20 protein-coding genes are annotated in these 23,901 nt (G+C 43.7%); all 20 read right to left on the reverse strand.

Annotation, left to right across the window (positions count from 1 at the left end; translation table 11 throughout):
- Positions 1-66: 66 nt before the first annotated feature.
- The 20 genes from fliG to flgF all read right to left on the reverse strand — a co-directional run bounded on the left by fliG (position 67) and on the right by flgF (position 23,897).
- Positions 67-1,125, reverse strand: coding sequence for a flagellar motor switch protein FliG (gene fliG, locus ACED60_RS14625; protein WP_012603439.1), 1,059 nt, complete (start codon positions 1,123-1,125; stop codon positions 67-69).
- Positions 1,118-2,860 carry a flagellar basal-body MS-ring/collar protein FliF gene (fliF, locus tag ACED60_RS14630; protein ID WP_009848553.1) on the reverse strand — a complete coding sequence of 581 codons (1,743 nt, stop codon included), beginning with the start codon at positions 2,858-2,860 and terminating at the stop codon, positions 1,118-1,120. The genes fliG and fliF overlap by 8 nt, the downstream gene beginning before the upstream one ends.
- 15 nt (positions 2,861-2,875) lie before the next feature.
- Entirely contained in the window at positions 2,876-3,187 is a 312-nt protein-coding gene (gene fliE, locus ACED60_RS14635; RefSeq protein ID WP_009848554.1) for a flagellar hook-basal body complex protein FliE, read from the reverse strand.
- A gap of 132 nt (positions 3,188-3,319) precedes the next feature.
- Complete coding sequence (locus ACED60_RS14640; protein ID WP_009848555.1) at positions 3,320-4,729, reverse strand: sigma-54 dependent transcriptional regulator; 1,410 nt, start codon at positions 4,727-4,729, stop codon at positions 3,320-3,322.
- A 33-nt stretch (positions 4,730-4,762) separates the two neighbouring features.
- Positions 4,763-5,803: a PAS domain-containing sensor histidine kinase gene (locus ACED60_RS14645; RefSeq protein ID WP_009848556.1), complete on the reverse strand. Its 1,041-nt coding sequence runs from the start codon at positions 5,801-5,803 to the stop codon at positions 4,763-4,765.
- A 188-nt stretch (positions 5,804-5,991) separates the two neighbouring features.
- Positions 5,992-7,455 carry a sigma-54 dependent transcriptional regulator gene (locus ACED60_RS14650; protein ID WP_122046951.1) on the reverse strand — a complete coding sequence of 488 codons (1,464 nt, stop codon included), beginning with the start codon at positions 7,453-7,455 and terminating at the stop codon, positions 5,992-5,994.
- A 226-nt stretch (positions 7,456-7,681) separates the two neighbouring features.
- Positions 7,682-8,092: a flagellar export chaperone FliS gene (gene fliS, locus ACED60_RS14655; protein ID WP_009848558.1), complete on the reverse strand. Its 411-nt coding sequence runs from the start codon at positions 8,090-8,092 to the stop codon at positions 7,682-7,684.
- Between the two features lie 12 nt (positions 8,093-8,104).
- Complete coding sequence (locus tag ACED60_RS14660) at positions 8,105-8,410, reverse strand: flagellar protein FliT (RefSeq protein ID WP_009848559.1); 306 nt, start codon at positions 8,408-8,410, stop codon at positions 8,105-8,107.
- Between the two features lie 3 nt (positions 8,411-8,413).
- Positions 8,414-10,468, reverse strand: a complete 2,055-nt coding sequence (gene fliD, locus ACED60_RS14665; RefSeq protein WP_135382697.1) for a flagellar filament capping protein FliD — start codon at positions 10,466-10,468, stop codon at positions 8,414-8,416.
- 22 nt (positions 10,469-10,490) lie between these two features.
- The gene (flaG, locus tag ACED60_RS14670) at positions 10,491-10,916 is read right to left on the reverse strand and encodes a flagellar protein FlaG (protein ID WP_017099166.1); all 426 of its coding nucleotides are present in this window, start codon (positions 10,914-10,916) and stop codon (positions 10,491-10,493) included.
- 81 nt (positions 10,917-10,997) lie between these two features.
- Positions 10,998-12,176, reverse strand: coding sequence for a flagellin (locus ACED60_RS14675; RefSeq protein WP_009848562.1), 1,179 nt, complete (start codon positions 12,174-12,176; stop codon positions 10,998-11,000).
- 460 nt (positions 12,177-12,636) lie between these two features.
- Positions 12,637-13,803 carry a flagellin gene (locus ACED60_RS14680; protein WP_009848563.1) on the reverse strand — a complete coding sequence of 389 codons (1,167 nt, stop codon included), beginning with the start codon at positions 13,801-13,803 and terminating at the stop codon, positions 12,637-12,639.
- A gap of 647 nt (positions 13,804-14,450) precedes the next feature.
- Positions 14,451-15,650, reverse strand: a complete 1,200-nt coding sequence (locus tag ACED60_RS14685) for a flagellin (protein WP_009848564.1) — start codon at positions 15,648-15,650, stop codon at positions 14,451-14,453.
- A 401-nt stretch (positions 15,651-16,051) separates the two neighbouring features.
- Positions 16,052-17,242, reverse strand: a complete 1,191-nt coding sequence (flgL, locus tag ACED60_RS14690; protein WP_012603430.1) for a flagellar hook-associated protein FlgL — start codon at positions 17,240-17,242, stop codon at positions 16,052-16,054.
- A gap of 9 nt (positions 17,243-17,251) precedes the next feature.
- Complete coding sequence (flgK, locus tag ACED60_RS14695; protein ID WP_371727866.1) at positions 17,252-19,132, reverse strand: flagellar hook-associated protein FlgK; 1,881 nt, start codon at positions 19,130-19,132, stop codon at positions 17,252-17,254.
- Between the two features lie 220 nt (positions 19,133-19,352).
- Positions 19,353-20,294, reverse strand: coding sequence for a flagellar assembly peptidoglycan hydrolase FlgJ (flgJ, locus tag ACED60_RS14700; protein ID WP_371727867.1), 942 nt, complete (start codon positions 20,292-20,294; stop codon positions 19,353-19,355).
- 10 nt (positions 20,295-20,304) lie between these two features.
- On the reverse strand, positions 20,305-21,396 hold the full coding sequence (locus ACED60_RS14705; protein ID WP_017056857.1) for a flagellar basal body P-ring protein FlgI: 1,092 nt from the start codon (positions 21,394-21,396) through the stop codon (positions 20,305-20,307).
- 93 nt (positions 21,397-21,489) lie between these two features.
- Positions 21,490-22,266, reverse strand: coding sequence for a flagellar basal body L-ring protein FlgH (gene flgH / locus ACED60_RS14710; RefSeq protein ID WP_009848569.1), 777 nt, complete (start codon positions 22,264-22,266; stop codon positions 21,490-21,492).
- A 71-nt stretch (positions 22,267-22,337) separates the two neighbouring features.
- Positions 22,338-23,126, reverse strand: coding sequence for a flagellar basal-body rod protein FlgG (gene flgG / locus ACED60_RS14715; RefSeq protein WP_009848570.1), 789 nt, complete (start codon positions 23,124-23,126; stop codon positions 22,338-22,340).
- A 21-nt stretch (positions 23,127-23,147) separates the two neighbouring features.
- Positions 23,148-23,897 carry a flagellar basal-body rod protein FlgF gene (gene flgF, locus ACED60_RS14720; RefSeq protein ID WP_009848571.1) on the reverse strand — a complete coding sequence of 250 codons (750 nt, stop codon included), beginning with the start codon at positions 23,895-23,897 and terminating at the stop codon, positions 23,148-23,150.
- Between the last annotated feature and the right edge of the window lie 4 nt (positions 23,898-23,901).

Raw genomic sequence — 23,901 nt, forward strand, 5'->3', positions numbered from 1 at the left:
TTAATCTGTGGTTTGAGGTTGGATAAAGAAAAGCCCCAACAATGTGGGGCTCTTGAGGTTTCTGTATTAAAGGAACTCGTCGGCGCCACCAGACAGCATAATCTCGCCACTGTCTGCCATCTTCCTCGCAATACCCAAGATCTCTTTCTGAGCAGCTTCTACATCAGAGACTTTAACTGGCGGCATCGCCTCAATATCGTCTCTCATCATATCAGCAGCACGCGTAGACATGTTCTTGAAGATCTTCTCACGTAGGCTTTCATCAGCACCTTTAAGCGCTTTCTGTAGAACGTCTTGTGGAACATCACGCAGCAATCGCTGAACACCTTGGTCATCAACTTCAATAAGGTTTTCAAAGACAAACATAAGATCTTGGATCTGTGTTGCCATGTCTTCGTCTTGATCTCGAATTTGTCCCATCAAGATGCCTTCTACATTATTGTCCATGTAGTTCATGATCTCAGCAGCGGCTTTCAGGCCACCAATTTTGGCAGCTTGAGCACCCGCTTGACCCGCAAACTGTTTCTCCATGATTTCATTCAATTCAGCGAGAGCTGAAGGTTGAACTTCTTCAAGGTTAGCAATACGCATCATCAAATCAAGGCGAACACGCTCAGGGAATTGAGACAAGATCTCCGCAGACTGATCCGATTCCAAGTAAGATAATACGATCGTTTGAATCTGTGGGTGCTCGTTAATGATGATGCTTGCCACCTGACGAGGGTCCATCCACTTAAGAGAATCCAAACCTTTAGAACCAGTACCTAAAAGGATCTGATCAACAAGGTTATTCGCCTTATCTTCACCTAGAGCAGCCACCAACGCATTACGCATAAAGTCTTCACTGCCCATACCGATGTTGGTGTACTTCTGAATATCATCTAAGAAAGCGCGGTGCACAGCACCTACTTTTTCTTGAGACCAATCCGTTGAACGTGCCATTGCACTACCAACACGCTGAACCTGTTTAGGTTCTAGATGGCGAATGATACCCGCAGCATCTTCTTCACTTAAACTTAGCAACAAGATAGCAGCGCGCTCTTCGCCTGAGATAGACTCGATATCGACACTTGCGACATCAAGCTCACCACCTTCTGCTTGTTGTGGAACAATTTCGTTAGCCATCTGCCACCCAATTCTTAACTACTTGAGCTGCTAGCTCTGGTTCATTCGCTACAAGTGCACGTACTGCTTTCAGTACGTCCTCATCTTTGTGAAGGTTAGGTAGGTCGATACTTGAACCAAATTCAAATAACTCACCACCTTCAATATCACCACCAATTAAACTGGTTTCGCCGTCAACACCAATTGGCATGCCATCGGGGCCGTACATTTGATCGTCATCGTCTGCTGCTGGGTTAAGCAGTTTTTTCATTGCAGGGCGAACCAGCACCAATACGACAACAATAATAACCAACGCACTCGCAAACCAACGAACCCAATCATTAAAGTGTTGGTGCTCCCAAATTGGTACGTCAGCAACAATATCCGTTACTTGAGGTGCAAATTGCATGCTTAACACATTGAGTAAATCACCGCGGTTTTCATCAAAACCCACAGTTCCAATCAATACCTGACGTATCGCGTTAATTTCGCTTGCTGGAATTGGGGTATGAACCACTTCTCCCGTATCAGGGTTCAATGATTGGCGATCTTTGATTGCAACAGATACGGTCTGACGATTAACCGTGCCGCTCTGTTTTCGCTCATGACTAATGGTAGTATCCAGCTCAAAGTTGCGGGTCGCTTCTTTGTGAACCGAACCTTGCCCCATCATCGTACCATCTTTCATCTGAGCCACATCCTGAGGAATCGAAGCATCAGCAGGAGGCTGGTTACTCAAAGCCCCTGGAATACCAGCCACAACGTTGCCGTTATTATAGTCTTCTAATGTGTATTCACTTCGGGTTGCTGGAGTATTCGGATCAAAACGCTTTCTTGTTTGTTCCACAGCACTAAAGTCGAGTTGAATATCAACCTGAGCCGTGTAGTTACCAAACCCAAGAATCGGAATCAAAATAGAGTCAATTTTTTCACGTAGCGCTTGCTCTTGATTACGCTCTAACTCGTGCTCTTTTCGGCGTGCCGCTGACATCGGATCCTGAGAGCCAGAGCTCAAAAGTCGGCCATGCTGATCGGTCACCGTAATTCGCGAAGTTTTCATCCCCGGAACGGCACTGGCCACCATGTCCACAACAGAATCAACTTCTTGCTGCTTGAGGTTCGTCCCCGTTTTAAGTGTCAGGAATACTGAGGCAGAGGCTTCTTGATTGTGACGAACAAAGACACTTTGCTTAGGTAAGGCAAGTAAAACTTGAGCTTTACGTACCTGCTTCATCTGTTCAATAGCTTTAGCAAGCTGTCTTTCACGGCTTAGTTTAAGACGCTCTTTCTCTAAACGTTGTGATACACCGAAACCCATGTCTTGCATGAGGATATCATCACCGGTGTTTCGCTCTTGGTTCAAACCAGCTCGAACCATATTTAGCTTTAATGAGTTATATTCACTCGCTGGTACCGAGATGGTATTCCCTTCAAGAGAGTACTCAATCTTCTGCGTATCCAAATAATCAAGAACCGGGATCAACTCTTCTGTTTCGTAAGCCCCTAATGGACGCATTTCTGGCTCTTTCACCCAGAAAAACAGCATTACAATAAGCGCTACACAGATCGAGATAGAAAGAACTAAGACGACTTGACGAAGCAAATCGAGATCACCGACGGCCATATCAAACTTAGATGAACTGCGCTCACCTAAATCGGTATTTTGCCCTTCTCCATCTAGATCAGAACTTGCAATAAGTGCGTGGTCGTTGCTATCGCTTACGGTTAAATCTGTTGTTTGACTGTTATCTGCCACTATTTACTACCCAACTTATACCGGCATGTTCATCAGCTCTTTGTACGATTCGACCAATTTATTTCTAATTTGGATCGTCGCTTCAAAAGCCACACTAGATTTATTACGAGCAATCATCACGTCAGATAAAGACACGCTTTGATCGCCACTGTCAAAACGAGTTTGAAGATTACCAGAGGTCTTTTGTAATGAGTTCACATTATTGATGGCATTAGTCAGCATGTTGCCAAAATCTGCACCAACCGCTTGGCCCGTTGCAGCAGGACGCGTGCTGGCAGCTTCAACCATCATTGCCTGCATTTCGCCTTGTAAACCATCTATTCTCATTTACTACCTCAGGAGTCAAAATTATGACTATCTATTTAGCTGTATTATTGACAGAGCAATTAACGTGCCATGCATCAATTTGACTAGCTATCGTAATACACTAGTCAGAAAGCTGACACTACTAATTTATGTTCAATTTGGAATGTCTATTCCAGCATCACGCATTTTCGCTAATTTATAACGCAATGTACGAGGGCTAATGCCTAGCTTTTCAGCCATATCTTTACGTCGACCATGACAAGCAATCAATGTTTCGAGAATGATCGCATACTCTTGATCTCTAAGCTCATTTCCAAGCCCTTCGCTACCTGCCACGACTTTATTGATAGGATTAGCTTCAGCAATCGGCTTAATTTCTGGCGCTGCAACACTGTTCCCTTCAACGATCTGTTGCAGTCCAGTAGCGTCTTGCCAATCAACACCTTCAAGTAAAATATGTTCGCCTGAAATATTTTCTTGCTCACTCAAAATTAGAGCGCGCTGCACGACATTATCCAGTTCACGTACATTTCCCGGCCACGGATAATTGACGAGTTTACTAATGGCTTGCTCAGACAGAACAGGAACAGGCATTCCTAGTTTGGTGCAATGACGTTCCACCAAATGTTTCGCAAGCGGCGCAATATCACCTTTACGTTCACACAGCGCTGGCCAAGTAATTGGAAATACATTCAGTCGGTAGTATAAATCTTCACGGAAATTCCCTTCAGAAACATACTGTTTTAGGTCGCGGTTACTGGTTGCTAGAACACGGACATCCAATTTGATGCTCTTGCGGCTACCAAGACGTTCAACTTCGCGCTCTTGCAACACTCGCAGCAATTTCGCTTGTAGGCTGAGATCCATTTCGCTGATCTCATCCAACAAAATAGTACCGCCTTGAGCTTGCTCAAATTTACCCGGACAAGCTTGAATCGCCCCGGTGAACGCACCTTTATCGTAGCCAAACAGTGTTGCTTCCAACATGTTATCTGGAATCGCGGCACAGTTAATCGCAACAAACGGACCGTCTTTACGGCTCGAGGCGTTATGAATATAGCGAGACATGACCTCTTTACCAGAGCCACTTGGCCCTAGCACCATCACGTTGGCATCGGTTTTAGCCACTTTGTCAGCCAGCATCATTAGTTTGATACTTTTCTCATCGGCAACTATAGCATCGCCATTGTCATCCGACTTTACGGGAGCGTAACGGCTCACCATGTTTAACAGCACTTCTGGAGCAAATGGCTTTGCCATGTAATCGATAGCGCCTTCTTTCATTGCCGCGACCGCATCTTCAATGTTGGCATAGGCCGTCATCAATAGAACCGGAAGATTTGGCCAATGCTGCTTGATGTTTCTTAGCAATGCTAAACCGCCCATACCGGCCATCTGTACATCAGAGACCACGATATCAACAGAGTTTGATTTCAATTTTACCAGAGCATCTTCCGCACAATCCGCTTCCAGCCATTCATAACCAGCAAGCGCGAGTGTATCGACAAGGGCTTCGCGTAGACCTTCATCATCTTCGACGATTAACACTTTGCTTTGAGCCATAGGATTCTCCAGTGTAAATTCAGTTAAAACTTATTAGTCTTCAGAAGAAGAGCTTCTTTCCAACGGTAGACACATGGTAAAGCATGCGCCGTCACCCTCTTCTGATATCAATTCCAGTCGACCTTCATGTGCTCGGCATACCATTTGTACAACCGCTAAACCTAGACCTGTGCCTTGAGAACGAGTGGTAAAGAAAGGTTCCATAATCTTACCTTGTAGTTCTTTAGGCACTCCGGGGCCACTGTCTTGCACTGATATCTTAAGTTCACCGTTTACGGGTCTAAAAAACACATCAATCTGCGATTTCTTGCCAGCAATTTGAACCGCGTTCAAAACTAGGTTACTTAAAGCAGAAGCGATAGCATTGGCGTTGCCAAACATTTGAGTCTTTTCATCTTCAACTTCCTGACAATAATCAATCTGGTTGCTTTTTAACGCAGCCTCCACCATAGGATGAAACTCAATGATGAGTTCCGCGATGGTGAATGGCTTAACCACCTTGTTGTCGCCACCTTTGGCAAACAACAGCATGTCATTCACTTGTTTCTCTAAATCATGCAACCTATCCATCAGCTTAGATTGGAAACGCGTTTTTGTTGCCGGCGGCAAATTTGGCGCGGCAAGGTTTGATGCATACAGCATTGCACTAGAAAGCGGCGTGCGAACCTGATGGGCAAGCGAAGCGACCATTCTTCCGAGTGAAGATAAACGCTGAAGATCGCTCACACGAGACTGAAGTAAGCGAGTTTCTGTCAGGTCTGTAATCAAAATAAGCTGACCTGTAGTCGAAGCTGAAATCGCTAAGCGCACTTTTCGCCCATTCTTCAATGAGATCTCATGCCCATCATCGTCCCTTGGTTCAAAGGCATTTTGTATTACCGAAAACCATTTCTCGCCAACCAACTCAACCCCGAGAATACGGTGTGCTTCAGGATTCGCTTCTCTCACTTCACCATGTGTATCTAACAAGATGACCCCCGCAGGCATAACATCGAGCACTTGCTTATAGCGCTCAACCTGTTGCTCAACAGAATCTAGATGTGATTGATTTTCTGGTTCGTTAGATAGGTGCATGTCAAAAATTTGCCTCAAATACTAAAACAGCCTGACATGTACAACACAAGTCAGGCTATTTGCTATATTTATCACATAGTTAAGCAAGCAACAACTCGACTATGGTTTATCTGTTCGTTTAGCTAAAGTTGCTAAAATGCTAAAATGCTAAAGTGTGTACTAGTTTTCGTTTTCATCGAAAATAGGCACTAACGCTGCAAGTTATATTTACGCATTTTTTCGACCAGAGTGGTTCTGCGCATTCCAAGCATGTCAGCAGCGCGAGCAACAATACCGCCCTGAGCCTCCAACGCTTGATTGATCATATTCACTTCCATATCAGCGAGTAGTTCTTTCAAGTTAACCCCTTCAGCGGGTAAATCTTGAGGTGCGTTCGCATTGTCAGCAAGCTCATCGTGCTGCTCAAAACTGAAGTCTTCTGAGAACAAGTCAGAAAGAGCATCTCGCTCTTGCTCTTCCTCTGATGCAAAATTATTAAACTCTGGCTGAAACTCTGGGATATCACTGTATCTATATTTAGTTGGTAGATGATTCACATCAACCAAGCTATTTGGATATAAAATAACCATTCGCTCAACTAAATTAGCTAACTCACGTACGTTGCCCGGCCAGCAATGCTCCATCAAAGAGTTGATGGCACGGGGAGTAAAACAGATTGGCATGCCACCTTCAGCTTCCATTCTGGTCATCAACTCCTGAAGCAATAGGGGAACATCTTCTTTTCGCTCCTGAAGCGATGGCATTTCAATTGGGAAAACGTTCAAGCGATAGTAAAGGTCTTCACGGAACAAATCATCTTCGATCATATTTTCAAGATTGCGGTGTGTTGCCGCAATCACTCGAACATCAGCTTGAATGGTACTATTGCCACCTACACGTTCAAAACTGCGTTCTTGTAAAACACGAAGCAACTTAACTTGCATCGCCATTGGCATATCACCAATTTCATCAAGAAACAGTGTACCACCTTCAGCCAACTCAAAACGGCCTTTACGTGCGGTAATTGCACCAGTAAACGCGCCCTTCTCATGACCAAACAGTTCACTTTCGAGCAAGTCTGGCGGTATAGCGCCACAGTTTACGGGAACGAAAGGTCCTGAACGACGTTTAGAATGATAGTGAACATTACGTGCTACAACTTCTTTGCCCGTGCCTGACTCACCAAGAATCAATACGTTTGCTTCAGTAGAAGAGACTTGTTCAATCAAGTGACGAACTTCTTGGATACCAACACTCTGCCCAACTAGACTACGAAAAAGCGTGTTCTTACGCGCTGAAGGTAAAATTTGAACGCCTTTACGGCCTAAGAAGTCTTTACAGTGTCTCAGTGCATCACTTAATTGCGGATAGTTAAGAGGAAGTTCGAGTTCACCAACAAAGTTAGTCAGTTCCTCAACCGGGTAATCGTTTTTGCCAATCACCAGTAAAGGGATGTGATTAACATGAACAAGCTTTTCATTCAGTAATGCGAAGCCTTTGGCTTTAATTGAACCAATGATGCAACCGGCCCACTGTAGGGACCAGTCAACGTTGTGTGCTTGTTCAGAGCTGATTACTTCGCAGCTCTCTCCTACAAACTCTAATATTGTGCTTAAATTGTGACGATTTTGAGCGTTATCATCGACGACAAGCAGTTTTGCCAAACCTTGCATAAGTAGGAATTATTGCCTTTATTTTGGTGCGATGCGGAAATTGGTAAGCGACGTAAGAGACAAAACAGAGAAAATATCAATGATTATGATCTACGTGGACAAATCTAGGAAACCAGCAACGAAAAAAGCCATTAGGCTATCTAATGGCTTCTATTTTATTTGATTATAAAAATAAGGCAACCAAGCAATTCAGAGATATGCGATTGGTTTAAACTGGGATGTTTCTTTAAATACCAACATCCGCAGACGTTAAATTGTGATATTCATTCGGAATTTGGTCCCAAGCGCTCTTAATTTCGCGGATAATATCGATAACATCATCAATTGGCTGAGGATCATTTTTGTGATTTGCAGCAGAAATTTGCGTGATCATAAACTCATAAAGTTGATCTAGATTTTTCGCAATGTCGCCACCATCGGACATCGATAGGCAACTACGCAGGCTAATAATGATATCTAGAGCCTTACTCAGTCGCTCACCTTTCACCGGGATGTTGCCCGCTTGCATTGCCGCTTTACCTTGAATTAAGCGCTCGATAGCACCAGCCATTAGCATCTGAACAATTTTATGCGGTGAGGCAGCTGTAAGCTGGCTATCCACTGATACCTTTTTATATGCCTGTAAAGAACCGCGCATAGTAAACCTCTTCTATAAAAACTTTTTGTATTGTTGAACTGATTTGGCAGCATGTCGGTATTTATGTAAGTTTTTACCTACTAGACCAGTCTCAGACTGCATCAGTTCGACCAATTGTCTTGTTCTCGAAATGGCTTCAAACCACTCGGAGCTTTGCTTAACGTCGGGATATGAATCGATTAATTGAAGCACGTTTTGCAATAACTGTTCTCTGTTATCGACAAGATGCACGATTTCTTCAGCATTAATTTCACTAAATTCGAGCTTAGACATAATTAATTGATCGAGCTCACAAAGCTCTTGAAGCAGTTTGCTCATCTATTAGCCCATTGCACTCATCATGCTGCCTAACTGAGATTGCATCTTGCTGGTCGCATCCTGCATAGCAGTGAACTTGGAGTGCGTGCGATTCTGCAGGCTATCCATACGGCGATCGAGCGCGACTTGGTCATCAACCAACCGATAGTTTTGTTCGACCAAGCTCTTCTCTCTCGTACGGATAGAACCGGTAACACCAGTGATCCCTTGAATCGCATCTTCGACTTTTTTAGCGAAGCCATTGTTACCACCAAAGAATTCACCCAACTTATCAAAGTGATTGTTGAGTTGACGGTCAAGCATATCGTAATTGATTTCTAGCGAGCCTTGCCTTGTGGTGGTGATGCCAAATTCAGTCAAAGACTTTAGATTGTCTGGCGCGTCTTCAATGCTTGATGAGAACACACCTTTCAATCGCGAATCGGCACTACGTACTGTACTGTCGCCAGAGAGAGGGCCTTTTTGACCAGTCAGTGGATCTACGCCCGCTAAATCTTTAGATACTTGGTAAAACTGATTATAAGAATTAACAAAAGCTTCAATATCTTCACGAACACGATTACGGTCGTACTCAACACCAATCTCTGCTGGCGGCTTATCTTGAGGGGTTTTACCTTTAACCGTAATATCAATACCTTCAACGGCATCTTCAATCACATTGTTATTGCTAGAGAGCTGAGCAATGCCGTCTAGAACAACCATAGAATTTTGTCCTGCTTGCACTTCAGTCATACCGCTGTATTGGTCAAAAGACTGTTGAGCTACCGCAAGGTCAGCTTGAGCTTTATCAACCTTCTCTAAGTGTGCTCGCTCTGCTGGAGATAATTTAGCTCTCTCTAATTGCTGAGCCTGTAGTGGGGTTAGTTCACCCCTTTCAACTCTCTTCGCTAACTCAGAACGTTCATCAACCAATTTACTTTCTATTCTGGCTTTCTCGGCATCGAGTTTCTGCTGCGCTTCTTTGGGAGTAACATAAGAATCCGTCAACGTACCAGCGGCAGTATTTGACCACCCTGGAATATCAGCGGCTTTCTCTATGGCTTTTTCGTCAAGCTCAAGTTCAGGCCTAAAAAAAGAATCGAGTAATGTACCTGAAGCGGTATTGTTCCACCCAGGGATTGTATCTTCTGGCATCCCTGAAGCCGCTAAAGCTGCCGCATCTAGCGCCTTCTGACCAGCCATTGCCGCAGCTTGACCATAAGTTAAATTGTCACGGTCAAATTCAGCGAAAGGATCTTCGGGTTCAACGACGGGTTCCGATTTTCTTTCATAAATAGGATTACCGTTTACATCAAATATAGTGTTTCCGTTAGCGTCTCGCAGAGGAACAGCGAAGCCGTCTGGAATAGGGTTACCGTCGGCATCCAATTTGGGAGGAGCATCAGCCAAGACGCCTTGCGCTACTGAGCGAGCATCTTCTAAGGCTTTCAGTCTTTCCGATAGGGTTTTATATTCTAATTTTTTTAGAGGGTTGTTATCTTCAGAGTCAACGTGGAGTTTTATTTGATTGTCTTCACCAGACATATTTGAAGCGAGGACTAACCGTGGTCCTTCTTTATCATTAATAATAGAAGCTCGAACACCCGGATTATCCCCGGCACTGTTAATTGCTCTAACAACATCACGCAGTTTTGAGTTAGCACTAACTTGTGTCTCGAAGCTCTCTTTACCAAGCGAAACCTGCAGCTTACCAGGGCCAAATTTCATGTCCTCTGATAGTACATCAGAAGCCACTTTATGGCTCTGGGCAAGCTGCAACACATCGATAGCATATTTGCCAGCGATCGCTTCGGTAGTCGCGGTTGCAGAGACAAGACCTTCATCAGAGCTTTCTACTGTTCGTACAGCAAAAGCTTTATCCTGGCGAAAGCTTGTCATCAGATTTTTCATCGAATCAAGGGACTCTCTGAGTCTTCCATAGGCACTAATGCTGGTGTCGATTCGCGTTCGTTCATTGTTGATTTGTTGCTGTTTAGGCACACGCTCCGAATCAACAATTTTGCTGACCATGGAATTGATATCCATGCCAGACGAAATCCCCATTGGGCCAAAACTCATTAAACCACCTCAATAATACGACTTAAACCTTAGCCTCCAATATTCCACTATTCGAGGTTTGGGCTGCTAGGCGCCTTAGAATTTCGAGCATTTCTTCATCGGGAATTTGGCGAATAATATCGCCCGTTGTGGTCTCATAAATGGTAACCACATCTCTCCCAGTCTCTTCATCAACCTTAAAAGCAACACCCTTGTTGAGAGAAGATATAAATTCGTTTACCTTCTCCACCATTTTGACTCGCTCCGCATCATTTAACTCTTGTCTATGTTGAGCTAATTTAATCGCCGCTTCGGTAGCCATCTCTTTCGATTTTTCTACCTTGTCATAAGATGTTGTTTCTTTCGGTTGTAAAGTACTCGACGCACTACTACCTTTATCGCTTGCAAATTTAATGCCATTAGGTGAGCCATAAGGCTGGATGTTCGATGCGTTAGATAATATTTCCATAACACTCTCCCTCCCAACTTTATGAGCCTAACAGTAAAACTCTACCTACAGTAGAGTTTACCGTTACTTACTGAAGTAAGTTTAGCCCAATAAGCTTAAAGCTGCTGATGGTGATTGTTTTGCTTGAGCTAAAATAGAAGTACTCGCTTGTTGTAAGATTTGAGACTTCGTCATTGCCGTTGTTTCTTTTGCGTAATCAGTATCTTTGATTCGGCTCTTAGACGCATTAACGTTTTCGTTAATATTTTCTAAGTTGCTGATTGCGTGGTCAAAACGGTTTTGGAATGCACCAAGAGAGGCACGATTACTGTCTACTGCCTTTAAGGCACCGTCAATAATAGATACAGCGTTGTTTGAACCTGCAACAGAAGTTACATCAATGTCGTTAACAGTAACATCCGTTACAATAGCCTTGCTGCTGCCAGGAATCTCTTTACCTTCTGCATCTTTACCAGAGCCAAGACCTAGCTCTTCAGCAAGAGAGCCGCCAAACTCAACATTACCATCAACTTTTTGGCTTGAAGCGAAGAGTTGCAATTTACCGCCTTCACCTACCGAAGCTTGAACATCCGGGCTTTGGCCGTTTAGGTAAGTGGCAAGTTCTTCCATGTCATTACCTTTTTTCGCAGTAATCGACAGATCTTGAACGTCACCAAACTGATCTTGGTACTTCATCGTTAGGACAGAATCTTCACCTACGCGCCAAGACGTATCTTTCCCCTCAGCAACGCTATAACTCTTACCGCCCATCGCTTCAGTATCGGTACGCATATTATTCATTGTCAGCATTACTGCTTCACCAGAATCTGCACCAATTTGGAAAGATTGACTACCGAAAGTTCCGTTCAAAAGCTTATTACCACCAAAAGAGGTCGTTTCAGCGATACGGTTAAGCTCAGTGTTTAGAGCAGAGACTTCTTCTTGAATTGCAACACGTTCAGATTTCGTGTTTGAACCATTTGAAGATTGAAGGGAAAGGTCACGCATTCGTTGCAGGATATTAGTTGACTCATTCATTGCACCTTCAGCTGTCTGTGCAATAGAGATACCATCGTTCGCGTTTTTTACAGCCATATCTAGGCCACGACTTTGCGACGTTAAGCGGTTAGAGATTTGTAGGCCTGCAGCATCATCTTTTGCGCTATTAATTTTATAGCCAGAAGACAAACGCTCCATTGATTTTTGAGTACCTTCAGCCGCACTATTTAGGTAGCGCTGAGCCGTCATTGCAGACACATTTGTGCTTACATTAATCGCCATAGTTGATCTCCTTTAGGCATTTTTTTCATGCACTTATGTGACTCTCACCTCACAAAAACACATGTTATTTTGTTTTATATACCAGTGTCTCTCTCACCTTACATTGGTACATATCATTTCTCTCAATCCCTTTAACGGCCCCTTAACTAGAAGCTTTAATAAAAAATGCATTTTTTTTCGTATTATTTTCAATGTTAAAAAAACGTGAAGTAGATCATCATTTCCCGACTCGGTCATTCCCTACTGTGAGGAACGAACGTGATAGAGGATCTCGCTTTTTCTTCTATCAACCAACATTGCACTTTTTCCAAATTCACCCTAGCCAAATAGCAGGCAATAAAAAACCCAGCCGAAGCTGGGTTTATTTAGCGCTCATCTCTCACCACGAGCTAATTTGTGGAAGCCTGACATTGACGATTATAAACAATAATGCACATGGTCAATGTGGCCTTTCAACCGATTAACCTAGTAGGCTAAGTGCCGAGTTCGGAGCTTGCTTCGCTTGAGCAAGAATCGAGCTTGAAGCTTGAGAAAGGATCTGAGATTTAGTCATCTGAGTCGTCTCTTTAGCGAAATCGGTATCTTTGATACGGCTCTTAGATGCATTAACGTTTTCGTTGATGTTGTCTAAGTTGTTAATTGCGTGGTCGAAACGGTTTTGGAAAGCACCAAGCTCAGAACGGTGGCTATCTACATATTTAAGTGCCGCATCGATAACAGCTACAGATTCTTGAGCGCCACCAACAGACGTTACGTCGATACTATCAACCGTAACTTGCTTAGCCTCTAGCGTTTTTGGGTCCTCAGGTTTCGCACCTGCTGTCATGCCTAGTTCATCTGATAAAGCACCAGAAAATGCAATTTCCCCATCAACTTTGTTGTTACCAGCGAAGATTTGCAGTTTACCTTCTTCATCAATTGACGCTTTTACTAGGTCTTGTTGACCGTTAATGTAAGTCGCTAGCTCTTCAATATCATCGCCTGCTTTAGCCGAGATGTTGATTTCTCGTTGGTCACCGAAGCTATCTTTTAATGACATGGTTAAATCATTAGCACCAGCTGTTACACCCCAATCTTTACCTTTAGCTTCTGTAAATTGGTAGCTGTTGCCGCCCATTTGGTCGTTATCAGAACGCATGTCTTTCAGCTGAAGCATTACTGCCTCACCATTGTCTGCACCAATTTGGAATGACTTAGTACCGTGAGTACCGTTAAGCAGCTTGTTACCACCAAAAGAGGTTGTTTCAGCAATACGATTTAGTTCATCGTTCAGTGCTGTAACTTCTTCTTGGATTGCAACACGGTCAGCTTTTGTATTCGAACCGTTTGTTGATTGCAGAGACAAGTCACGCATACGTTGCAGAATGTTTGATGTTTCATTCATCGCACCTTCTGCCGTTTGAGCGATAGAGATACCATCGTTCGCGTTACGTACAGCAACATCAAGACCACGACTCTGAACGTTCAAACGGTTCGAGATTTGTAGGCCTGCAGCGTCATCTTTTGCGCTGTTGATTTTAGAACCTGAAGATAGGCGTTCCATTGATGTTTGTTGAGCGCTGTTTGCACTGTTTAGGTAACGTTGTGCTGTCATTGCTGATACGTTGGTATTTACATTCACTGCCATGGTGATTTCTCCAATTGATTTTCCGGTATAGCGGTTTCCGACGTCTCGGAAAACCAAGTAGTTATCTCTAAGTTACTTTTAATAACGGCTCAAAATTCAGAAGCTTTAGAAAAACTTTCAAAAAACCACAAATTAAATATTAAAATCAAATTTATCAGGCACTTAAAATCTCAAATTTTCTATAACAGTGGCAGTCTTCAATTGAGAACGCATTTAAAAAGTGTTTAAAAAACACACTAATCACTATTTGAGTTACCCAATGTAGATAAATGAATAGTCGCCAAAGAGTTCAGATTGGTATGCTTCTTATACAAAGAGTTGAGTTGTTTGTCGTGAAACAGGTAAGTGAGATCGAGGTTTTACGGATTTGAAAAGTAAACTAGACGATCTAAAAGAAAACAAAAGTGTAGAAATAGAAAGGAAAAAGCCCCTTTTCCTGTGAAGGAACCGGGGCTAGTTGGCGTGTCAGAGCCTGTGCGGAGATCATCGAGAAATGAACACATTTCCGACACGCCGTTGCATTCTTACCGTAAAAATGGATAGCAGGTGAGAGATGAGAGAGCTAAACACCCAATAGTAAGTATGCTTGCCAGTATCCCTCGCTAAGCGGTTCACGTCTGAACACGAATAGCGAGTTCAACCAATAACTATTGCAATAGTGATATTGCAGAGTTAGGCAACTGTTTTGCTTGAGCTAGTATTGATGTACCAGCTTGTTGCAGAATTTGAGCTTTGGTCATTTGCGTTGTCTCTTTCGCAAAGTCCGTATCTTTGATTCGGCTGTTTGAAGCGTCTACGTTCTCTTGAACGTTTGCCAAGTTATTAATACTGTGGCTTAGACGGTTTTGTTTCGCACCCAAATCAGCACGCTGTGAATCAACGTACTGCATTGCAGAGTCGATGACACTGATTGCGTTTTGTGAACCAGCTACAGTATTCAAATCGACATCTTGAACTAATGTCGTTCGACCTACAGCAGGTGCAGGTACAACTTTGCCATCCGCCGTGGTTGTGGTTTCCTGGCCTTCAGGAGCATCATTTTTGAAGCCTAGTTCAGAGGCTAAACCACCCGAGATTCTCATCTCACCATCTAAATCTGGCTCGGCAACAAATACCTGTATGCGACCTTCATCAGTAACCGATGCGTTAATTAAATCAGATTGACCATTAATGTAAGTTGCGAGTTCTTCGATATCGTCGCCGGCTTTGGCGCTTATATCGAGAGTAATCTCTTCACCCGCTTTAGTTTTGAATTCAAACTTAAGATCTTTTGCTGCTACTGGTACTTCCCAGCTTTTATCTTTAGCGTTTTCAGTGTCGAATGTTGTTCCGCCCATACGGAAATCATCCGCACGAATACTCGTCAGCGCCATGATCATCGCTTCACCAGAATTTGAACCAATCTGGAATGAAGCTTCACCAAATGAGCCATTCAACAAACGGCGGCCACCGAAAGCCGTGGTCTCTGCGATACGGTTAAGCTCATCTTGAAGAGCCATAGTCTCTTCGTTTAGTGCTTGACGCTCTGCTGGAGAGTTAGTGCCGTTTGATGACTGAATCGCTAGATCACGCATACGTTGTAGTATGTTCGTTGATTCGTTCATCGCGCCTTCTGCAGTTTGAGCAATCGAAATGCCATCATTTGCATTACGCATTGCTACATCAAGACCACGAGACTGTGCTGTTAAACGGTTTGATATTTGTAGGCCAGCTGCATCATCTTTTGCACTGTTGATCTTGTGGCCTGATGACAAACGCTCCATAGAGGTCGCTAGTTCATTAGACGATTTATTCAAGTATCGTTGTGCTGTCATAGCAGATACGTTAGTGCTTACATTAATAGCCATATTGCTCTCCTTATGAGTTCGCAAAATTTCTGCGAAGCGGCCAGCTTTACTCTCATATGGATAAGCACTGACCGTGTATTACGCGATAAACCCTAGATAAGGTTTAAGATCTGTATTAATCATTTATGACAAATACAAAAGCATGTTATGTGCCAACTTTTTAAACTAATTGCAATAATTTAAAAAACCACAATAAAACAGAGACTTAATGGCAAACCACCATAAGTAACAATTGTATTAAGTCGAGAATATAAGAGATTAATATCTCTCGTTGCCGTTTTTTGCCGCTATTTTTAAAACATGCCACTTTGAATAAAAAAGCGGCAATCCATAGGATTATTCGCACGTATGGCATAGCACATACGGCAGAGAACTACCCCCAGATTAACGACTGTTTACAGCTAAATATAATTAAACAAGGTCAGGTCTTTCGTCTTGCCAAACGCTTGTTGTGAAGCTTGTAACGCTCGAGAGTTTTCATTGAATTCAATGATGGCTTTCGAATAATCCAAGTCTTCAAAGTTGCTTTTTGCTTTCGCTAAAGACAACTTAAAATCTTCATGTTGCTGCTCTTGAATATCCAACGTACTCAAACGTGCACCGACATCCGTTCTCGCCTTAGTCAAATGAATAAACGCGGCATGAAATTCTTCTGTCATTTGGTGCAGTTTTGCCGTTGCCGATGCATCCGATACTGGATTTTCAGCCTGTTCGGCGGTCTCTTTGAATGTATCAAAAATAGAAAATGTCTTTCTCGGCTCTAAAGTGATCGAGTCACCCTTCGTGATCTGCCCCTTGAATTGGATATTCAGACCTTCATAGACAACACCTTTCGAAGGATCAAAATCTTCCGAGGCAACCACTTCGCCATCTTTTTCAAGCTGGTAAGCGAACTTGCCTGTTTGCATATCAACAAAAGTCACTTTATAAGTAGAACCATCTTCAGATTTATTGGTTGCGCGCCCTAGTAATAACTCAGAGGCCGGTTCAAGATCATACTGAGGCTCGTAGTCACCAAACGGGTTATCTATTTCCATAAACAACTTACTGCCCGGATCGTTCATTGCCATTTCAAAGCTAGTTGCTACTCGCATCTTTCTTTGATAGTCATCACCTTGATAAGAAACATTTCCTTCATTATCTTGAAAAAATGGCTGGCTCTTGGGCTTGGTTCCTGAAAATGTGTAGTTACCTGACTCATCTTGAGTATTAGCTAAATGTAGAAGATTATTCGATAACTCTTGAATTTCACGTTTCTTCGCTAAGCGGTCTTCCGGTGAAAGTGCACCGTTAATCATTTCCATCACGGTTCGTTTTGCTTCATCCGCGAACCCTTCCGAGTTGGCGACCATGACTTCATGATGTTCAAGGCGGTTTCTAATTAGAGTGATCGCATCGACATACTGTTTAAGTTGCTCAGATTGCTGGCCGATGTTTTGTAAATAATGCGTCGCCAAAGGATCATCACTCGCCGACTGTAATTTCTTACCGGAAGCCAGTTGTGCTTGATTATGATGCACCTTGTTTTCTTGGCGGCGAAAGTCATTTTGTACTGACTGATAATTATGAAAGCTAGAAATACGAGTCAACATTTATCTCTCCTACCTCAAAGCCAAAATAGTATTAAACGTATCATTTGCGGCTTGCATGATGCGTGAAGAAGCCATGTACGCTTGCTGAAATTTCATCATATTTGCCGCTTCTTCATCTAGGTTCACCCCAGAGACTGAAGCAATACGTTCTTGAGCTGACTCTTTTTCTAGCCTAGCAATATCACTCAAGCGATTTGCCGTTGAAGATTTCAAGCCCGTATTGGTATTCAAGTTGTGGTAAAGATCTAAAATAGTAGACTCACCATCATCCAAGACTTTGCCTGTTTGGAGATCTTGCAATTTACGCAAATTGCCATTGTCACCTTCTGATGGGACAAGGTTTGCCGTAAATTTATCGTTTGCCACCGCGCCCGGTGTAAGTTCAAACGTTGTGCCATTAATTGTCACAGGGCCTTGTGGTGGATACGGTTGAGGCTGCATAAGTATGTTGCCCTTAGGATCGGTAACCGCAAACTGTTCGCCCTTTGGTGACACGATCACTTCGAACTCTCGTAATTGACCTGCCGCCAAAATTTTGAAACCTGCAGTGCCTTTGGCAAAGGTAGTTGATGCCTCATAGCTTTGTGCCGCAATATCTTTAGGGTCTTTGGTTTCCATCTGAATCTGCGCGGCAAAGTTGCGGGTTGGGCGTAGTAATAGCTTCTCACCCAGTTCAGGTGGATTGCGAACTTCCACTCGCATGCCATCTAAATAAAAGGCATTGCCGGTTGAATTGGTGCTAATTTTTACCGTTTCACCATCTGGCTTAATCACCACATAATCGCTGCCATCGTATTTCAGACCATACTCGCCGCCTTTCAGAGCAGAAGTATCATCAATATAAACCGCGACATCCGCTTTTGACTGTCCGTGAGCAGTAACACGAGACTTAGCCACTAACTCAGAGTTCACATCGGTAAACAGGTTTTTACCTACATTGCCATTGAGATCCAAACCTTGCGATTGCAGCGCATTGACCTCGTATGAAAACGCGGTCGCCAAACGACCAAGCTCATCCATAACTGCAGGAATATGTTCATCACGCATGTCTAACATCGCGCCGATTTGTCCATCAATATCGCGGTTAGTAATCGCCTTTAATGACTTTCCTTCTACGATAGCAAGACGACGCTGATGTGCATCTGGTACGCCATCGATCATTTTCAGCTGGCTCGCTTCTGTACCAGAAACTAAGGTATGACCATTACCGATATGGACATTAAACCCTTCATTATTAGCTCGTGGTGTCACCGTCACTTTAGTGTAACCAGAAAGCTCATTAACTAGCTGTTCGTGCTGATCTTGTAGATCATTATGAGGTCCGGGAGTTCGTACCATTAGTCGCTGAAGATCACGGATCTCGTATGCAATTTGGTTAACTCTCTCGATACCCATGTCTAGTTTCTTATTCGCAGAATCAGACTGTTGACGAACGGTTTCATGAAATTCATTTAACGTTTTACTTAATAACCCAGCTTTTTCTATGACGACTTTTCGTGTACCCACATCATTCGGGGTATCAGCGAGCGTCTTAACAGAATCAAACCACTCATTGAGGTTCTCTGGGATTTTCTTCGAAACAACCGATGACAACATGCTTGACAGCATATCCAGGTTAGCTTCGGTATCCGCTTTGTTAGCGGCATTGGTTGTAGATAAGTTAAGTTCCTTGACGGCAAATTGGTCCCACGAGCGGCGAACATTTTCCACATGCACACCCATACCGTAGGTTTGACCACCGTACTGGCGCGGGTCATTCACACCTTGAACCACAGACTGGCGGCTATAGCCTTCTGTGTTGGCGTTAGAAATGTTATGACCTGTGGTGTTTAGCTGTCTCTGAGCAGTAAGAACACTTTGTGCTCCTACATTCAGAAGATCCGACGCCATAATGCCCCCAAAAAACTTAACAAAATCAGCATGAACTGATTAACTACTACAGCTTATTATTAAGATATCTAGCAATATATGTGCCAATAGAAATAACGGAGAGTTAAAAGGCAATAATTCATTGAAGTGTAAGGAGAAAACTATGGATGGCGCGTAAGACTGAAGGAGTGGATAAGAAAAGAGCCTGCCGGTGGCAAGCTCTCGAGTGCATTCAATAACGCTATTTCATCTCATCAATCTTAGCTTTAACTCGTAAAACCTTGTCGGCATAGTTAGGGTCGGTTGCGTAACCCGCCTGGTGAATGCCTTTGATGAAATTCTCAGAGTTACCTTGATGCTGCAATGCCGTTTCGTATCTTGGGTTTTCGTTCAAGAACTTCACGTAATCATTAAAGCTATCTTCGAAATTAGAGTAAGAACGGAAAGAAGCAGACTCTTTAACGGCTGTTTTACCATGGAACTCTAGAGTTTGAGTAGCAACCTTATCGCCCTTCCAACTTCTATCGGCTTTGATATTGAATAGGTTGTTGCTGTTGCCCAAAGAGTTCTTAATCATCTTAGAACCCCAACCTGTTTCAAGTGCCGCTTGTGCCAATAGCAGTGATGAATCGACACCGAGCGCACTCGCTGCTTTTTCAGCGTAAGGCTTCATTGAGGCAACAAACGATTCTGGAGAATCGAAGGAAACGGGTTGTTTGGCTACTGACACGTCTGTTGCTGACATAGCTTGCGCAGATTGAACTTCAGGTGATCTATCTTGTGAACGACCAGAGTACTGCGGTCTTTGCAGTGAAGTATCAAAGCCTTCATTGCGAACCTTATCTTCAGTTGCATCATTTGCTTGGCCAGCACTTAACTGAGCTACGATCATGTCCGCAAGACCGAGCGAACCAGATGCACTGAGTTCACTCGCCATCTGGTCATCTTGCATCTGACGATAAAACTGTTCATTCTGGCTGTTCAACATATCTGACTTAAAGCTCGAGTTCGCATCGCGCATCGACTTAAACAACATCGAGGTAAAAATAGATTCAAACTGTTTTGCTGCAGCGGTTAGCGCTTCTTTTTCACTGCCTTCTTCACCGCTTACCGCTTGTTGACGAAGACGGTCTAGGCTACCAATATCGTGGATAAAGCCGATGTCATTGTTATTTTTAATCATGCTTTACCCCTTAAATAATGATCAACTGACCTTCAATTGCACCCGCTTGTTTCAGTGCTTGAAGGATTGCCATTAAATCAGAAGGTGCGGCGCCGACTTCATTGACAGCGCGTACCAAATCATCAAGCGTTAAACCGGGTTCGAACTTGAACATTTTACCATCGGCTTCGGTTACTTCGATGTCCGAATCAGGAACGACTACCGTTTGACCACCAGAGAATGCGTTAGGTTGACTCACGTTTAGATTTTCTTTGATTGCGACTGTCATGCCGCCGTGTGTTACTGCTGCTGCTTTTAAGCGCACATGCTTACCAACAACAATAGTACCGGTACGAGAGTTAACAATGATTTTTGCAGAGCCCTCTGCAGGGTCAAATTCGATGTTTTCGATGGCAGACAAAAAAGCCACACGTTGGCTGATTTCACGTGGCGCACGAACTTTTACAGAAGTCGCATCTACCGCAGACGCCATTTGAGGGCCTAGGAAATTATTAACCGCATCAGCTAAACGCTGAGCCGTAGTAAAATCAGATTGGATTAAGTTGAAAGTGATGTAGTCACCACGACCAAATGGGGTTGGGATTTCTTGCTCTACCGTCGCACCGCTAGAGATGATACCGACGTTTGGGTTGTTACCAACGAGCTTAGAACCATCGTTGCCTTGAGCACTAAAACCACTCACAACCAAATTACCTTGTGCCACAGCGTACACTTGACCGTCTAGACCTTTAAGAAAAGTCTGCAGCAAAGTACCACCACGAAGGCTTTTTGCTGAACCAATAGACGACACCGTTACGTCTACTTCCTGACCTTGCTTAGAGAATGCCGGAAGTTCAGCGGTAACGATTACCGCCGCAACGTTTTTGGTTTTTGGCTTGGTGCCAGGCGGCAATTGAATGCCAAAATTTTGCAGCATTGCGTTAAACGTTTGATCGGTAAAGGGAGTTGTCTCACCGGTGCCCGGCAAACCTGTGACCAAACCATAACCGACAAGTTGGTTACTACGAACACCCGCTACTTTTGCCACGTCTTTTATACGCGCGGCATGAGCACTGGTGGCAAGAAATAGCATGCCGAAGAGTACGAGTGTCAGTTTTTTCATTGAGTAACCTGTCTGTATTGCTTTAATTTATAATGAGTTAGCTTGAAATTAGATAATTCTTAAAGTGCCAGTATGTCGACACAGTCTCAAGCTCTACAAAGATACATTAAAGAATCGTGCCAAGAACCCAGGTTCTTGCATATCTTTCTGCACACCCGTACCTGAGTACTGAATTCGTGCATTCGAAACACGGTTCGAAGCAATGGTATTCTCAAAGTCGATATCGTCAGGGCGGATGGTGCCACTTAAGCGAATGTACTCATCACCCGTATTCAACGTCATCCACTTTTCACCGCGAACCACTAGGTTGCCATTAGCTAATACTTCAATAACTTCAACGGTAATGTAACCGCTAATGCTGTTACTTTGGTTAGCTGATGCATCTCCAGCAAAGGTGTTGGTGTTACTCAGATCGTAAGAAAAGTTGTATTTACCAAGTTCTAGGTTTTCACCGCCTACAGCTAACGGTTCCATCGATGCATCGTTCGATTTAGACATATCTGCATTAGCTTTTTTAGTCGCTCGCGTATTCTCATCTAACGCAACTGTAATAATGTCACCAATACCGCGAGGTTTTGAGTCGTCATACATGCTACCAATGTGGTTAGCATTGAACAGTGAGCCTGTTGCTGCCGCATAATGCTCTTGTTTTTTCTTCGGGTTAATTGGCGCCCATGCAGGATCACCAGCAATAGGGTCCGTTCTATCTCGAAGTGTGTCGATAATACCAGAGCTTTCCTGGGCCGACTTGTCGCCTTCTACGGCATCAACCACTGTGGTTGCGTTCTCTTGCGCCGGAGTTTCAATTGGAGCCAATGGGGCGCAGCCAGTCATAGACAAAAATAGGGCTAAACAAACAATACGTTTCATGGCGACATACTCTCAGCGGGCAATGGTAAACAGAACGATCAAAAGAAATAAGTAAACAGCGAATTAACTAGCTACAGTTGTTGGTTAACGAAGCTCATCATCTTATCTACCGCCGAGATAACTTTTGAGTTCATTTCGTATACACGTTGAGCTTCAATCATGTTAACCAACTCTTCAGTTACGTTTACATTGGATGCTTCAAGCATAGACTGACGAACATTACCTAAGCCATTCAACCCCGGAACACCCTCTTGCGGGTCACCACTTGCACCTGTAGGCAAGTAAAGGTTTTGGCCAATGGGCTCTAAACCACCTGGGTTTACGAAATCAGTAATAGTGATTTGACCAACCACGACGTTGTCTTGCTGACCACGTAGACGAACCGACACCTCACCATCGTTCCCAACCGTTACCGAGATCGCGTCTTCAGGAATAACGATTTCGGGTTGTAGGGCATAACCTTGACCCGATGTTACGATCGCGCCGTCACCGTTCAATGTGAACTGACCATTACGGCTGTAACCTGTTTCACCGTCTGGCATCTCAACTTGGAAGAAACCGTCGCCTTCAATCATCATATCTAGGCTATTCGACGTTGTTTGTGCGTTACCGTGAGTGTGCACCTTTTGGGTTGCAACTACCTTAGAACCAGCACCCAACATCAAACCACTTGGCAACTCAGTATTCTGAGACGATTGGCCACCTGGTTGGTTAATATTCTGATAGAACAGATCTTCAAACACCGCGCGGCTCTTTTTAAAACCAATGGTTGAGGCGTTGGCAAGGTTGTTTGAAATTGTTGAAATATTGGTTTGTTGGGCGTCTAAACCGGTTTTACTTACCCATAATGCTGGATGCATAGTAATTTCCTTAAAATTCTATTAGCTCATACGAAGCAGTGAATCAGACGACTTGTCCATTTCCTCTGCTGTGCTCATCATCTTGACCTGCATTTCAAACTGACGTTGTAAGTCAATTAAGCTGGTCATTTCACCTACGGCATTTACGTTACTGCCTTCGATAGCACCTTTAAGCAACGTTACCGCTGCATCTGCTTCGTATGCCTGATCTGGGTTTTTCGAACGGAATAGGCCATTCGTATCTTTAAACAAGCTTTGGTTATCTGGACGCACAAGCTTAATACGATCAACTACGGCTAATTCTTCAGCTGGAGCGCCTTGAGGAATCACCGAAATCGTACCATCAGTACCAATTTCTACTTTACTTATTGGGATTGGGAGCGTGATTGGTGCGTCGTTTTCACCAAGCACTAAATGGCCACTTGCGTTGGTAAGTAAACCGTTTTGGTCAACCCTCAGGTTACCGTTACGGGTTAAACCTTCACGGCCAGTATTGTCCATTACTGAAATCCAACCATCACCTTGAATGGTGACGTCTAGATCTCGGCCAGTAGTAACCACACTACCCTGAGCAAAATTATGACCCGGACGCTCTGTCATGCTGAAAACACGAGTAGGCATGCCTTCACCATACGCTTGCATTGAACGTGCCTGTGCTAAATCAGCACGGAAACCCGTTGTACTTACGTTGGCAAGGTTGTTTGAACGCAGCTGCAAAGCCTGCATATTTTGCTTAGCGCCACTCATGGCAAGAAACAGTGCGCGATCCATAATT

It is taken from the genome of Vibrio sp. 1F279 (assembly GCF_041439815.1).
GTDB lineage: Bacteria > Pseudomonadota > Gammaproteobacteria > Enterobacterales > Vibrionaceae > Vibrio > Vibrio tasmaniensis_A.